Source organism: Melioribacteraceae bacterium, assembly GCA_035362835.1.
Taxonomy (GTDB): Bacteria; Bacteroidota; Ignavibacteria; order Ignavibacteriales; family Melioribacteraceae; genus DSXH01.
On the sequence record DAOSDY010000001.1, the window covers coordinates 153354 to 168812 of the forward strand.

Here is a 15459-nt window from a genome sequence, read left to right on the forward strand (position 1 = left end):
GATTCCGGATTAGCTGTTTTTACCGTGGCAATTTTTGAATTTTTTACCACTACCGCAAGGGCAGGGATCATTTCTACCCACTTTTTCTTCAACCCTTACAGGCTGTTGTTTACCTCTATGGGCATTATCCCCTTCCAGGGATTGGGGTTGCAATCCCAGGTTATCAGTATTATCCTTAATAGTACGCATTCTCTGAGCCGGGGCCGGACGTCTTCCCTGAACTTCAGCGGGTGCCTGAGGCCAGAATTTAAAACAGAAGGAAACAACTTCAGTTCTTATATGTTCGAGAAGCTGAACAAACAGATTGTATGCTTCACCTTTGTATTCAAGCAGAGGATCTTTCTGACCGTACGCACGCAGCCCGATTCCCTCTTTCAAATCGTCCATTTCCCTCAGGTGTTCTTTCCATTTATTATCAATTACCGAAAGAACCGCAAAACGTTCGAGGCGCGACATAAGCTCGTGGCCAAGCATCTCTTCTTTCTTGTTGTAAAAATCAGTTGATGCCTCAAGGAGTTTTTCTTTAAGACCGTCTTTGCCAAGTTTTTCGAAAGCTTCTGGTTCTACTCTAAAATCAACGAGTAGGGTGTTCAGTATTTCATCGTGGATTTTTTCAATGTTAGCATCGTCGTAATACTTATCAAGAACGCTATCAACAAACTCCTCAAGGTATTCAAGAATTTCGCCTTTGAGCCGTTCGCCTTCCAATGCCTGTTTTCTTCTTGAATAGATAACCTCTCTCTGCTGATTCATAACGTTATCGAATTCAAGAAGTCTCTTACGTATGGCAAAATTATTCTCTTCCACTTTTTTCTGTGCACGTTCAACGGATTTACTGATAAGGGGATGCTGAATGGCTTCACCCTCTTCCATACCCAGGCGGCCCATCACATTTGTAATTCTATCACCGCTGAAAAGGCGCATAAGATCGTCTTCGAGAGAGATGTAGAATTTTGTAGTACCGGGGTCGCCCTGGCGGCCGGAACGGCCACGCAACTGGCGGTCGATTCTACGAGCTTCGTGACGTTCAGTACCAAGAATGTAAAGTCCTCCCGATTCTCTTACTCCGGCTCCAAGTTTAATATCGGTACCACGTCCTGCCATATTAGTCGCAATAGTAACGGCGCCCGGCTGACCAGCAAAAGCAACAATTTCAGCTTCCCTTTGATGCTGCTTGGCATTAAGAACATTATGGCCAACGCCCTGCCTTTTGAGCATTCTGCTAATTGTCTCCGAGACTTCAACGCTGGTAGTACCAACAAGAACCGGCCTTCTTTCCTCTTTTAGACTCTTAATCTTTTCAATTATTGCGTTATATTTTTCTCTCTTAGTCCTGTAGATCGCATCGTCTTCATCATCTCTTACAACCGGTTTGTTAGTTGGAATAACAATCACTTCGAGTTTATAGATCTCATAGAACTCCGATTCCTCGGTTTCAGCAGTACCAGTCATACCCGCAAGTTTCTTATACATTCTGAAATAATTCTGGAGAGTAATTGTTGCAAGCGTTTGAGTATCTCTTTCGACTTTTACATTTTCTTTAGCTTCAATTGCCTGATGCAGGCCGTCGGAATATCTTCTGCCCGGCAGGATTCTTCCTGTAAATTCATCAACAATTGCAATTTTACCGTCTTCCGTAATAACGTATTCAACATCTTTCTCAAAAAGACTGTAAGCTTTAAGAAGCTGGTTGAGAGTATGAATTACATCCGATCTTTCAGTATAAGTATGATAGAGTTCATCCTTTCTTCTGAGACGATCTTCTATGCTTAATGACGAATCGTTTTCAATCTTACTAATTTCGGTTCCGAGATCCGGAAGAACGAAGAATTGCTTTCCTTCTCTGGATCCTGATGCAAGCTCTTCCCTTCCTTTTTCAGTAAGATCGATCTGATTATTTCTCTCTTCAATAGCAAAGTAAAGTTCTTCATCAATTTCAGGCATTCTTTTCGCATTTTCGCGTAAGAATTCAAGTTCGGTCTGCTGCATCAGTTTTTTATAATCAGGTTCCGAGAAAACTTTTAAAAGAGCTTTATTTTTTGGGAATCCGCGGTGAGCCCGAAGCAAAAGCACACCGGCTTTCTCTCTGTTCTTGGAATCTTCGGTCTTAAGTAGATCTTCAGCCTCTTTAACTATTGATGCAACAAGGTTAGCCTGTTTTCTGAAGAGCCTCTCCACTTTCGGTTTCATTTCATCGTATTTGTGTTCCGCCTTTTCAACAGGGCCGGAAATGATCAAAGGTGTTCTCGCTTCATCAATCAGCACAGAGTCAACTTCGTCTACAATAGCATAATTATGCCCGCGCTGGACACAATTTTCCTTATCAACAGCCATATTGTCGCGGAGGTAGTCAAATCCGAATTCATTATTTGTACCGTAAGTTATATCATAACCATAAACGATTTTTCTCTGATCGCTGTCCATCGTATTAATAATACATCCGACCGTCATACCATGGAATTTAAAGATCTCGCCCATCCATTCGCTATCACGCTTGGCCAGGTAATCATTCACAGTAACAATATGCACACCTTTTCCGGTAAGGGAGTTCAGATAGATAGGAAGAGTCGCAACAAGTGTTTTACCTTCGCCCGTTGCCATTTCCGCAATCTTACCTTGATGCAGCACCATACCGCCGATAAGCTGTACATCATAAGGGATCATGTCCCATGTAATTTTTGTACCTGCTACATCCCATGATTTTCCAACAAGCCGACGGCAGGTATCTTTAACAACAGCGAACGCTTCCGGAAGCAGTTCATTCAGAATTTCTTCATTACGGTTATCAAGCTCTTCGCTGATTTCTTCTATTTGGTCATAAAGAGAATGTTTTTCATCGGCAGTCTGGACGTCCTGAAGTTTTTGTTTCAATTCGTCGAGATGACTTCTTAGGTCCTGAGTTTCATTTAGGAGTCTATTTTTAAATTCAGCTGTTTTGGCCCGCAACTGATCGTCTGTCAGGTTCTTCAGTTCTTCAAAATGGGCATTTATTTCATCAACAACAGGCCACAAGTCCTTTGTTACACGTGCATTTTTATCGCCAAAGATCTTCTTTAGCAGTGAATTAAACATTAATTTCTCCACATTTTCGGGTTACCAAGTTAAATAAAGAGGTTCTGAAATGCAATGAAAGTGCGGTTTTCCCCCTCTTTGCAGAATTAATTTGCAGATTATAAACTCTTCATCAACAAATGTTTCAGGATATTTTCCCTGTTTATTGAGATGCACATTGGTGTGCGATTTAATTCTTTATCATTTATTTTAGTCAGCATAACTTTCAGATTGATAAGTGAAGAAAACCTTCTCCTTTTCTAAGGAATTTATTACAGGCATTATCAGGATAACTGAAGGGATAATCGATTCCGGACAGTTTGAGAGGATAATTGAGCGTCTTGAGTCGGATGCCGGAAAGCATCATTTCGACCGGGCAGCTGAAGTAAACCTATTGAGAATATTAAGTTCGATCTACGACAGAGTCTTCTTTTTTAATGATCTTATTAAATATCCCCATCACTCCGAAGTGGTTGCATCTATTGCAGCTAACAGTAATTATCTTACCGATATTGTTTCAATTAATCCCGAGTATCTCTACCAGGTTTTTGACCAGGAGTATTTAATTCCGGAGATTGAAGAATCCCAGCTTAGAAGAGAAATTTCGGGAAGTTTAGACCGGCTCAAATCCCTCCAAACAAAATTGAATTACCTGCGGCAATTCAAAAAAAGATACATATTAAAAATAGGTCTGGCGGATATTCTGGGAATGATTGATATTATAAAAGTCACTGCACAGCTTTCGGCACTCGCAAGGTCTTTAACTTTTTCTCTCTTTGAAATATGCTATCAGGAAATTGTAAAAAAATATAACCTTCAATCGGTTATTAATTCCTCATACTCCCTTTGCTCTCTTGGAAAACTTGGAGGGAACGAACTGAACTACAGTTCCGATGTAGATCTTCTTTTGTTCTATGATACAAATGAATTTTACGAGTCAATCAATAAAGAATATCAGGAAATACTATCCGAAGCCGCTATTTTATTCATCAAATCATCGAGCGAGATCTCCGAGAAGGGATATATTTACAGAGTCGATTTCAGGTTAAGACCCGACGGAAGATACTCCCAGATATGCAAATCGTTAACAGATTATACAAAGTATTACGAATTACGGGGTGAGGATTGGGAAAGACAGATGCTGATCAAGCTCGATTTCATCGGAGGATCCGAATCCCTCTTTAAGACTTTCCATGGTTTCGTTACACCTTTCATTTATCCTTCACATATTTCCTCCTCCGTTAAAGAACGGATTCATAAAATGAAGAACAATATTGAAACGCAGAATCGGGGAATGGAAAATGTAAAATTGTTCAGAGGCGGAATACGGGATATAGAATTTTCGGTTCAGGCATTACAATTAATATACGGGGGGAAATTAAACCGATTAAAAACCGGAAACACCTTGGAAGGCATCACCCTCCTGAGCGATGAAAAATTATTGAGTAAAAAAGAAAAGAAGATTTTAACGGAGGCTTATATTTTCTACAGGCGCACTGAACATTTTCTGCAATTAATGAACGATACTCAGACCCACCTTTTACCCGACGATGAGAACCTCTTAAAGAAACTGTCCTTATTCAGCGGATTCAAATCAATAAAAGATTTTAAAGATACAATGAATCATCACCGCAAAGCTGTTCGAGCGGTTTATAATTCTATACTTGAAACCGGGACAGTAAAAAAATCCGCACGCGGTGATATCAACTTCCGGGACAGCGAACGGGCAAATAAAAATCTGGATTATTTAAACAGGGGCACAGGTATATTCGGTCAAAAGGAATTTGACCAGAGAACATCACAAATGTTCGATAATTTCAAACCCACTCTGATAAAATTCCTGATGAAATCCGGCTTTCCGGACCGTGTGCTTGATAACTTCGTAAAGATAGTAAGATCCATTTCTATTCCTTCTATCTGGTATAACGAATTCAGCGACAGATTATTTCTCAATTCCATCCTTACTCTCTGCGAATATTCAGACAGATCCGTAAACCTGGTTGCAATAGACAAACTCTGCGCAGAACTGTTATTAACAAGGAAAGCTTTCGTCAACTTAAATGAAACCGGGCTGAACGAATTAACAATCAACCAGCTGATGCTATACCTTTCATCCCGTTTTACATTCGGATTTATTAAAGCAGAATCGGTATCTAAAACACTTGCACAATACCTCACTAACCGGATCAGGATTCAATTTGATAAATCAGAAATGAAATCCAGATTAGTTATAATCGGGCTGGGAGGAATTGCATCCGGTTCAATTAGTTTTTCTTCCGATATCGATTTGATAATTATTTCAGATACTTCTAATACAACCGATAAGGAAGCGAAGGAGTTAATAAAAACTTTACAGGATCAGTTACGACCATTTTCTATCGACTTCAGGCTCCGGCCCGAAGGAAAGAGTTCGCAATTAATCTGGGGTGTTCAAAAATTTGAAGAGTATATCAGGACACGCGCAAGAGTATGGGAATTCCAGGCATTCTTAAAGATGAAGTATATAGCCGGTCGGGTCGATTTATTCGATCATATATCAGGCGCGATTACCAACTCGGCCACCGGATTTGAAAGAGAGCTGGTCATTCAAGAGATCAAACAGATGGATAAAATGATAGCCGGTGAGCTGTTAAAGCTAACAACCGGTTCATTCAACATTAAAAAAGAACGGGGCGGATTATCTACCATCGATTTTATTACCGACGCAATAACAATTACGAACAGCCGGTTATATCCTTTGGCTTTTGGTAAAGAAAAGAGAGCATTATTCAAAATTTTAGCAGCAAGCGGATTTAAAGAAGACGTTAAGAACATCGAATCGAATTATAGATTTCTAAAATTCGTTGAATTCTCACTTCAGAATTTGTTTGATGTGAACAACAGTGTAATTCCGGAATCAACCGACAAAAAATCGATACTGGAATTCTGGATCAGGAAAAAATTAAGAGTTGATTTGAAAGATCAACTGAAAAAGATAACAAATGAAAATCGTGAGTTATTTAAAAAATATACCGTCTAAGTATTTACGTATAGAAACGGTTACTGCATTTATTATACCGTTTTTCGTATTGATTATTTACATGATCACGCTGGCGCACGGAGTAATCCAAATCGATTCGGGAGAACTCGCCGCCGTTCAGGCAACTCTAGGAATTGCCCATCCTACAGGCTACCCTTTGTTCACACTTGCCGGTTATATTTTTTTACAATTACCTCTTCCTTTCTCCTCAATTTATCAATTGAATCTGCTTGCGGCTATCTGGTGCGCGCTCGGAATATTCTTCCTGTTCAAATCTGTTCTGCTGCTGCTGCAGAACATAAATATAGATTCTATTCAAATCAAAAATAAAACCGGGAATAAGAAGAGTCTTACTGATGCTGACGGAGAAAGCAAGAAAATTTCATATTTATCAGCAGCCGGCGGTATGGTTTTCCTTGCCTTCAGCAGAACATTCTGGATGCAGTCAACTTCTGTGGAAGTATACTCGCTTCAGATATTTATATTCAGTCTGATATTCTATTTCTCCCTGCGGAGTTCAGAATCAAAAAGGAGCACACTTTTTCAGTGGGTCGGCACAGGAATCGCTTTAGCTCTAGGATTTACAAATCACATGACCACGATATTAATTGTGCCATTTACTGCAATACTCTACTTTTCCAGGGAGCGATTCGGTTCATCGTCATTAAAAAAAATTCTGATTACAGCAACAGTATCTTTTCTGGTACTGTTTCTACTTTATCTTTATCTGCCGATCAGATCTTCTTTGAATCCTGAAATTAACTGGGGAAATCCTGTAAACTTCGAGAATTTCTTCAGGCATGTTACGGGGAAACAATACCAGGTCTGGCTTTTTTCATCATTTGATTCTGCAATTAAACAATTAAAATATTTTGCGGAGAATCTACCGGGGGAGTTCACATGGCCGGGATTAATTATCGGGCTATTCGGACTTTTCTCAATTTACAGAAGTAACATTAGAATTTTCTGGTTATTGTTCATTTCATTTGTTTCGGCATTGTTGTACGCAATTAATTATGATATTGCGGATATCGATTCATATTTCCTTTTTAATTACATACTGATTGCAATTTTAATTACGCTCGGTCTGTACCGGCTTCAATATCTGCTAATCAGTAAATATAATTCGATGAAGAGGGCAATTATTTTTCTTCCTCTTATTTCGTTATTCCCGTTATTGATCAACTTCAGCAAAGTGGATCAAAGTGATCAGCATACATTTGACGATTATACCAAATCGATCCTTAACAGTGTTGAAAAGGATGCTATAATATTCTCCTATCAGTGGGATTATTTTATTTCAGCATCATACTATTATCAGTTTGTTGAGAAGATAAGAGAGGATGTGATAATAGTAGATAAAGAATTACTCCGCCGGTCCTGGTACTTCAATCAGCTAAAAAGAAACAAACCGGATCTATTTGATGGAATGGAGGAGGATATTTCTCAATTCCTTAAAGTGCTTCAACCTTTTGAAGATGGAGATGTCTTCGACCCGAATCTGCTCGAAATGAATTACCGGAATGTTATGAAAAGATTAGTTGAAACAAATGAAGGAAGGGATTTTTATATCGGGCTGGAATTATTCAGCAATGAAATGCAGCGCGGTGAATTTTCTTTGCCGGGGGGTTATAATCTGGTGCCTCACATTTTTTTATTTAAGGCAACAAAGAGTAACGAATATATTGACGCACCCGATGCTGATTTTATTCTTCGATTCCCACCAAACAAAAACCGGTATAACGTATTCATCGAAGAAACGGTCGGGAGAATGCTAAGTTACAGAATATTATACGAGATAAGCTGGGACAGGAAAAATAAAGCGATCGGATATTATAAAAAAATCCGGGAGGGACTTCCCGGATTTCAAATTCCGCCTCAGGTTATGGAGCGGATCCAACAGATCGAGAATTGATTAATTCAGTTCCTCCATTAATTCTTCTTTTACATCACTTTTTACTTCACGACCTGCAAGGAACGATTGAAGAATCACATCAACCTGTTGAATCAGTTTTTTCTTATAATATTTAGGAGCATAGATCGATCCGTCGAGAATATAAAGTCGTTTGGTCTGCTGATCGTAAAAAGCGTAATTAATGAAAGGTCCGCCCATCGAACCGTCATTCATCCGCCAGAGTCCCTGGGTCATAAGAGCGTAACGGTTAAGGAAGTTGACTTCGAGTGTTGTTTTATAGTCGTCCGAAATTTCCACATGACTTGCATCATCTGAGCTCCGGTAATACTTTTGAGTCAGCCGGTTTCTAATCGAGTAGACAGAATCCCGATTAAGCATCGCAGGGGAAGCGTTATCGATCCAGTGGACAAAGATCCAGCGTTCCATATCGGTTCCTGGTGATCTGCGTAGCCACACAAAATTATCCTCAGGTTTATCGAGAGCCAGATAGTAATCGGATTGAACGTAAATCATCCATCCGTAATTTTTTAAAAAACCTGCCTCAATATCCTTCCTTTCGAACTTTTCGTTATAGAGACTCTGGAACAGTCTTTTATCGGATACCTTCTGAAAATGATGGAGCAGATTCTCATGCTCATTTAATATGCTCTCATTCAGCTTCTCGATAGTCGGCGCCGTAAGAATCATAAGAAGCTGATTCTTTGCCCAGAGATCATGCTTGTTTATAACTGAAATCGAATCTGAATTAATCAGTTCTTTAACATCCGGACTTATCATGCCTGTTATATATTTTGAAGTTTCCGATTCTGAATTCAACGGAGCCAGAATGATAATATTCTTCTTATTCCTGTACTTCTCAATCTCAAAAATCTCTTTTCGTGTAAGATAAAAAAGGTTCTCCGGCTGAGGTGTATAAATTATTTTTCCGAAAACTGTAAGTAAAGAACTTTCAAGCTGGTAAAACTCAGTTGAGTCTGCAAATACAATTATCTCATCTTCATTTCCCACAGCAGGTTTAAGTGATTGGTCGCATGAGATAAAAAGCGTTGTTGTTATAATTAACAAGAGTAAAATTTTAATCGAGTTGAATTTCATCCGGTTTAGGTTTTCTTTTTTCATAGAATAAGATTTTTGTTGTTTATACAAAAACTATATTTGTTTGTTTCACCTTTAATTAGGGACATTCGGCAGAACCAGGGCCAGATCGGGGAGTAATAAAGCATACAGGATCCACATCGTAATCCCGATTGAAACGGGGATTGTCAGATTATCGTCTGCCCATCCGGTCGATATATTTTCCGCGACAGCACCGACACCCACGGCAATTACAGCAATAACAAATTCAGTAATACTTCCTTCTATCTTCGGTGTAAATAAAATAACAACAATAGAGAAGATAAAAAATGCAATAGTCCCTTCCAGACTTTTAAGCAGAAACTGAGTCTGTCCGAACTTCCTGCCAATAAGAGCGGCAGCAATATCACCGATAATAAGGACAGCAAAGCCGGTTACTGCAAATACTTTAGGAAAGATTGCGATAACAAGAACGGCTGAGATAAGAACATAGGTTGCACCGTTCAAATTTTTTCTTTTTTCATCCTTTTCATGTTTTCGAAGCATGAAACCGAAAATTTTATAAAAAATATTGCTGAACGGTTTAAAATAATATCTGCTTAAATCGAGTACCAGAGAGAGCAGAGCCAGGGGAATGAGGATAGAAAGGGCCAATTCCCGAGTAATGAAATAATAGACGACAGGGATAGAAAGGGAGCAGAGATGAATGGCCTTTCTCAGAACCTCACTTTGGTAATCTATAGTTGCGCGATCAGTTGCTACCATCACTCTTTTCAGGAGATTTATCAGCTTCTCTTTTCTGTTTTTCCTCAAGGAGTGCTTTCACATGATCCGGAATTTCCTTCGCGGGAGACTCCTTGGAACCGGCACCGTTCTTTTTAACGGGAGGTAATTCCTCACCGCGCATAATCTTATCTATCTCGTCTGCATCAAGGATTTCTCTTTCGAGCAGTTCTTTTGAGAGTTTATGGAGCAGATCGATATTTTCCGAAAGAATTTTCTCGGCCCTCTCCATACCGTTCATAATTATCCTCTTTAATTCCGCATCGATCTCCTGTGCTGTCTGTTCACTGTAATCTTTGTGTTTAGTAATTTCCCTACCCAGAAAAATTTCTTCCTCTTTAGCTCCGTATGCAATGGGACCCAGAATTTCGCTCATACCCCATTCACAGATCATTTTACGAGCAATGTTTGTAGATTTTTCGATATCATTTCCCGCACCGGTAGTAAACCTGTTGAAGATCAGTTTTTCTGCAGCCCGTCCGCCCAACGCATAAGTAATCATAGCTTCGAGGTAGTTCTTGGAATAAGTATGTTTTTCATCAACAGGAAGGTATGTAGTAACTCCCAATGCACGGCCTCTAGGAATAATAGTAACCTTATGAACCGGATCTGCTTCGGGTACCATTTTAGCAACAAGGACGTGACCGATTTCGTGATAAGCAGTTATCTTTTTTTCTTCTTCAGATATAATGAGACTTTTGCGTTCCATTCCCATCATAACTTTGTCTTTGGCTTCTTCAAAATCCTCCATTGCCACTTTCTTTTTATTTTTTCTCGCAGCAAGCAGGGCAGCTTCGTTTACAAGGTTGGCAATGTCGGCTCCTGCTAAACCGGGAGTTCCTTTAGCAAGTGTTTCCAGCTCTACATCGGTATCGAGGGGAATCTTACGTGTATGGACTTTTAATATTCCTTCCCTTCCTTTAACATCCGGACGGTCGACAACAACCTGCCTGTCGAATCTACCGGGGCGCAATAACGCAGGATCCAGAACATCAGGGCGATTTGTAGCTGCAATAATTATTACACCGCTGTTCTGTTCAAATCCGTCCATTTCAACAAGGAGCTGATTCAGGGTTTGTTCTCTTTCGTCGTGGCCGCCGCCGAGTCCTGCACCCCTGTGTCTTCCCACAGCATCAATTTCATCAATGAATACTATACAAGGCGCATTTCGTTTACCCTGTTCAAACAGATCCCTTACACGGCTGGCACCAACGCCAACAAACATTTCAACAAAGTCGGCACCCGAAATAGAAAAGAAAGGCACACCGGCTTCACCTGCTACTGCTCTGGCTAATAATGTTTTACCGGTTCCGGGAGGTCCTAAAAGTAGAACGCCGCGGGGAATCTTACCGCCAAGTTTCTGGAACTTGCTTGGTTCTTTAAGGAACTCAATAATCTCCTCAAGTTCAATCTTTGCTTCATCGGCGCCAGCAACATCTTTAAAAGTAACTTTAATAGCTGATTCGGAGATCAGTTTGGCTTTACTCTTGCCGAAATTAAAAATACCTCTAGTACCGCCGGTACCCCCCTGCATTCTTCTAAAGATAAGGATCCAAACCGCGAAGAGGATTACCCACGGAAGAAATCCGAGAAGTACGGTCATCCACTCATTCGATTCTTTAATGAATGTGTATTTAATCCCTTTTTCTTTCCAGATCTTAATATTCTCTTCGATTATGGATTGATCGAAAGTAACTGTAAAATCCTTTACGGTTACATCAGCGCCTTTAATCGAAACAATCTGTTTTTCAGATAGTATACCCTCAAGACGGTAGTCGTTGATATCTGACTTAACAACTTTCACATCAACAATTTTTCCGGCCTCTAAAAATTTCTCGTAAATGTCGAAAGTAACTTCAACAGCGCTTGTTGTTCCGGAACGCATAAACTGCATTATTATGACAGCAGCAATTATTACCGCGCCCCAGCTGAAAACAGTGCGGATTATTTTAGACCAGTCAAAATCCCCGTCAGGTTTCTGAGGTCCTCCGCCAAAAGGCTTTTTCTTATTATTCTGATTTGATGGATCTGAATCTGCCATATTCAATTTTTGAAATCTATTTAACATTTGTCAGTAATTCTCCATTATTCGCTTAAGACGTAGATAGAGCCCAGATTTCTGTACTTCTGTGCATAATCCAGCCCGTATCCAATTACAAATTTATTAGGAATTTTGAAGCCAATATAATCAATTTTGACCTGATATTTCAGACTGTCGGGTTTAAGCAGAAGAGTGACTACCTTCATACTTGCAGGATTATGAGACTGGATCATTTCTTCAACATATTTGATTGAGAGACCTGAATCGACAATATCCTCTACTATAATCAGGTGCCTGTCAGTTATATCCGCGTTCAGGTCTTTTACAAGTTTTACACGTCCGGATGAAATCTTTTCGTCACCGTAACTTGAAAGCTTAAAGAAATCGATTTCACAATTAATGCTGACCGATTTCATAAGATCGGACATAAACATGAAGGATCCGTTAAGAATGCCGATAAAAATCGGGAGCTTTGTCTTGTATTCCTCAGAGATCTCTTTGCCGAGCTCGGCAATTCTTTTTTGAATGACCGCTTCTGTTAATAACGGTACAAATTTTTCCGTACCAACTAAAATTTCATTTTTCCCTGCAGTTTTCATTTCATCCATAATTTATAAATACTTTTTGTTTTTGAATTAACCTTATAACGATCGTCAATTCTTAAACCGATAATCCATACAATATTGTTCCGGTTTGTAAGAACAAGCTGATCTTTTTTTTCAACAGAGCTGATTTTATTGCCCGTTAAAAAATCAGATACCTTCTTATATCCTTTCATTCCGAGCGGAATAAACCTGTCCCCGTTTTTCCACTTACGCAATATAAACATACCATCCGACTTATCTGCACTAATATATTCAACATCCCCTTCACCATTGTATCTTACATCAGAGCGACCGACTTTTATAATACCGATTCGTTTTTTTCCAACAGTAATTTCACTCCCTGACTCAAGCTGATAGAAAAGTTCTTCGTTGCTGACGTTTTTTTTGAGGATAAATATGGAATCGCTTTCCTTAACAGCCATCAAATCCTTTCTCAGCTGAACGGATTTTCCTCTATGCGTACGGCTCAATTTAAATAATTTTGTTAAATCGGAATAATTAAACTGGTACTTATAATACCTGGCGAGGTAATCTTTCAATAATCCGCCGGCAACCGATTCCTCATGAAACTCAAATAAATTATTATTTATCTTCAGCCGATCGTGTTTATAGGTAATATATTTACCAGCACTCTTGTAAGTCCCGCTTAAAACAGTTTTAAGAGTGCCTTCGAGAATTTTTGAAGACCGGAAAACAGCAGCATCCAGTGATGGATTCACTTTTTCCTTCAAGAGAGGAATAACATTATTCCTGATGTAATTTCTTTTGAAATCAGATTGAAGATTAGAAGAATCAATTCTGAATGGAATGCCGGATCGATTAAGGTAATCCAGAATCTCTTCCTTTGTAAGGCACATCAGAGGCCGGATAATATTGCCCCGCTTAACCGGAATGCCGGTGAATCCTCCGGCGCCAGTCCCGGAGAAAAGATTCAAGAGGACAGTTTCAGTATTATCGTTCTGATTGTGCGCCGTAACAATTTTATTACATTTTAGCTTAGTAGAAAAATTTTGAAGATTTTCGTAGCGAAGCAGTCGAGCCGACTCTTCAATAGAATATTTATTAGCCCTGGCATGGGTTTTAACATCGAGTTTAACAAAATGACAGGGGACTTCTAATTTTTCACAGAGATCGAAGACAAACAATTGATCGTCTTCAGATTCTTTTCCGCGGAGTGAATGATTAAAATGGAGAGCGTTTATATCAATTTTAAATTTCTTTTTAAATCTGTTAAGCAGATATAGGGCAAAAACGGAATCTGGTCCACCGCTTACTGCGATCAACAACCTATCGCCTTCTTTGATCATCCCATATTGAGCGATAAACTCAAAAACTTTCTGTTCAATCTTTTTCATTCCACTGACGCTTTTTTATCGTCTTTCAAGTCTTAACAGTACATCTTCACCAACCTTATCAATATCCTTAAAATAATAGGTTAGTGCTTTAGGAAGGCCTTTAATTCCCAGATTGCCGGTAAGTGACGACCCGTCCCCAAGAATTTTGGGTCCCATAAAGATCAAAACCTCATCTTCAAGTTTTTCATTTATAAAGCTTGTAAATACTTTACGGCCGCCTTCCACAAGAATAGAGGTTATATTTCTATCACCTAGTTTTTTCAGAATATCGGAGAGGTCAAGGTAATTGTTCTTTTTTTCACGAACGAAAATGACTTCCACACCATGAACAGCAAGTCGGGTTAATTTTTTATTCTTCGTTTTATTTTTATCTGAAGTCACAATCATAAGGTTACGGTCATAATTTTTCTGAACGAGATCGGACTTCGGACTAATCTTAAGATCAGTATCGAGAATAATTCTTCCGGGATTTCGCCCTTCGACAAGACTGACAGTAAGATGCGGATTATCAATTTTAACGGTATTATATCCGACGAGGACAGCATCATACTCACTGCGCAATTCATGACACATGCTTCGTGTTTCGACCGAAGTAATCCATTTCGAATTACCGGATTTATCTGCAATTTTTCCGTCGACAGTAGCGGCCATTTTCAACGTAACGTACGGGTGGGAAGAAACAGTATGTTTGAAAAAGAATTTATTTAATTCAATACATTCCTTCTCCAGGATACCCGTAATGACTTCGATTCCTGATTTTTTTAATTTCCTAACAGAAGTGCCGCCCAGATTTTTATTAGGGTTAACCGAGCCGATAACAATTTTTGAGATCCCAGATTCAATAATAATATCAATGCAATCGAATTCTTTCTCTGAGAAAGTGCATGGTTCAAGATTTGTGTAAAGAACAGCGCCCGAAGTACTTTCTCTCGAACCTTGTATAGCCGTGATTTCCGGACTTTGATCCGAAGGGGAATTCCTGTATGCAGCGCCAATAATTTTATCATTCTTTACCAACAGGGCGCCGCAAAGGGGTCTTGGGCTTACTTTACCCTTTCCTTTTTTTGCGAGTTCAATCGCTATCTGTATATAGGATTCGTCGAGCATCTATTCAAGACTGATAACTTCAAAATTTATCATACCGGCCGGAACTTTTGCCTGAACCTTCTGACCAACTTTTACTCCCATTAAAGCCTGGCCGACAGGCGAGGAAATAGAGATTTTTCCCTTTTCAAGATCGGCCTCTTCAGGAGAAACAAGAGTGTACTTAAAAGTTTTTTTATTATTAAGATTCTTTACGGTAAGAGTCGATAAAATATGTGCCTGGTCTTTGGGCATATTTGAAGTATCTATAACCCTAGCACGGGATAGAAGTTCTTCCAGTTTGCTGATTTTTAATTCAAGTAATCCCTGTTCTTCTTTAGCGGCATCGTACTCGGCATTTTCAGAAAGATCGCCATGGGATCTTGCTTCGGCAATTCTTTCAGCCATGGATTTACGACCATTGGTCTTTAAATCAGTAAGTTCCTTTTCCATTTCACGAATTCGCTCTCTGCTCAGATATACCAAATTAGTCACTGATTTAACTCCTTTTCTGGTGATATAAAAAAAATTGC

General features: G+C 39.4%; 10 protein-coding genes. 2 read left to right on the forward strand and 8 right to left on the reverse strand.

Annotated features, from left to right (window positions below):
• Positions 1 to 9: 9 nt before the first annotated feature.
• On the reverse strand, positions 10 to 3072 hold the full coding sequence (gene secA / locus PLZ15_00870) for a preprotein translocase subunit SecA (protein ID HOI28280.1): 3063 nt from the start codon (positions 3070 to 3072) through the stop codon (positions 10 to 12).
• A 217-nt stretch (positions 3073 to 3289) separates the two neighbouring features.
• Here secA and PLZ15_00875 point away from each other — a divergent pair, with 217 nt between their 5' ends.
• Positions 3290 to 6070 (forward strand): hypothetical protein, encoded by a 2781-nt coding sequence (locus PLZ15_00875; protein HOI28281.1) that lies wholly within the window; start codon positions 3290 to 3292, stop codon positions 6068 to 6070.
• Positions 6033 to 7985, forward strand: a complete 1953-nt coding sequence (locus PLZ15_00880; protein HOI28282.1) for a DUF2723 domain-containing protein — start codon at positions 6033 to 6035, stop codon at positions 7983 to 7985. Before PLZ15_00875 ends, PLZ15_00880 begins: the two co-directional genes overlap by 38 nt.
• Here the strand turns inward: PLZ15_00880 and PLZ15_00885 are convergent, their stop codons facing one another.
• From PLZ15_00885 to greA, 7 genes are read right to left on the reverse strand one after another with little or no spacing between them, the layout of a single operon-like run.
• Positions 7986 to 9104: a DUF4837 family protein gene (locus tag PLZ15_00885; protein HOI28283.1), complete on the reverse strand. Its 1119-nt coding sequence runs from the start codon at positions 9102 to 9104 to the stop codon at positions 7986 to 7988.
• Positions 9105 to 9155: 51 nt separating this feature from the next.
• A complete protein-coding gene (locus PLZ15_00890; protein HOI28284.1) occupies positions 9156 to 9824 on the reverse strand; it encodes a dolichol kinase in 669 nt (222 codons plus the stop codon).
• The gene (gene ftsH / locus PLZ15_00895; protein ID HOI28285.1) at positions 9811 to 11910 is read right to left on the reverse strand and encodes an ATP-dependent zinc metalloprotease FtsH; all 2100 of its coding nucleotides are present in this window, start codon (positions 11908 to 11910) and stop codon (positions 9811 to 9813) included. The genes PLZ15_00890 and ftsH overlap by 14 nt, the downstream gene beginning before the upstream one ends.
• Positions 11911 to 11927: 17 nt before the next feature.
• On the reverse strand, positions 11928 to 12482 hold the full coding sequence (gene hpt / locus PLZ15_00900; GenBank protein ID HOI28286.1) for a hypoxanthine phosphoribosyltransferase: 555 nt from the start codon (positions 12480 to 12482) through the stop codon (positions 11928 to 11930).
• Positions 12479 to 13843, reverse strand: a complete 1365-nt coding sequence (tilS, locus tag PLZ15_00905) for a tRNA lysidine(34) synthetase TilS (protein HOI28287.1) — start codon at positions 13841 to 13843, stop codon at positions 12479 to 12481. Before tilS ends, hpt begins: the two co-directional genes overlap by 4 nt.
• A 15-nt stretch (positions 13844 to 13858) precedes the next feature.
• Complete coding sequence (ribD, locus tag PLZ15_00910; GenBank protein HOI28288.1) at positions 13859 to 14950, reverse strand: bifunctional diaminohydroxyphosphoribosylaminopyrimidine deaminase/5-amino-6-(5-phosphoribosylamino)uracil reductase RibD; 1092 nt, start codon at positions 14948 to 14950, stop codon at positions 13859 to 13861.
• Positions 14951 to 15421 (reverse strand): transcription elongation factor GreA, encoded by a 471-nt coding sequence (gene greA, locus PLZ15_00915; GenBank protein ID HOI28289.1) that lies wholly within the window; start codon positions 15419 to 15421, stop codon positions 14951 to 14953.
• Positions 15422 to 15459 lie beyond the last annotated feature (38 nt).

What these genes read in the sequence shown, in the direction of transcription:
- secA (HOI28280.1), bottom strand. Translation starts at nt 3,072, where the DNA reads ATGTTTAATTCACTGCTAAAGAAGATCTTTGGCGATAAAAATGCACGT.
- PLZ15_00880 (HOI28282.1), top strand. Translation starts at nt 6,033, where the DNA reads ATGAAAATCGTGAGTTATTTAAAAAATATACCGTCTAAGTATTTACGT.
- PLZ15_00885 (HOI28283.1), bottom strand. Translation starts at nt 9,104, where the DNA reads ATGAAAAAAGAAAACCTAAACCGGATGAAATTCAACTCGATTAAAATT.
- PLZ15_00890 (HOI28284.1), bottom strand. Translation starts at nt 9,824, where the DNA reads ATGGTAGCAACTGATCGCGCAACTATAGATTACCAAAGTGAGGTTCTG.
- ftsH (HOI28285.1), bottom strand. Translation starts at nt 11,910, where the DNA reads ATGTTAAATAGATTTCAAAAATTGAATATGGCAGATTCAGATCCATCA.
- hpt (HOI28286.1), bottom strand. Translation starts at nt 12,482, where the DNA reads ATGAAAACTGCAGGGAAAAATGAAATTTTAGTTGGTACGGAAAAATTT.
- tilS (HOI28287.1), bottom strand. Translation starts at nt 13,843, where the DNA reads ATGAAAAAGATTGAACAGAAAGTTTTTGAGTTTATCGCTCAATATGGG.
- ribD (HOI28288.1), bottom strand. Translation starts at nt 14,950, where the DNA reads ATGCTCGACGAATCCTATATACAGATAGCGATTGAACTCGCAAAAAAA.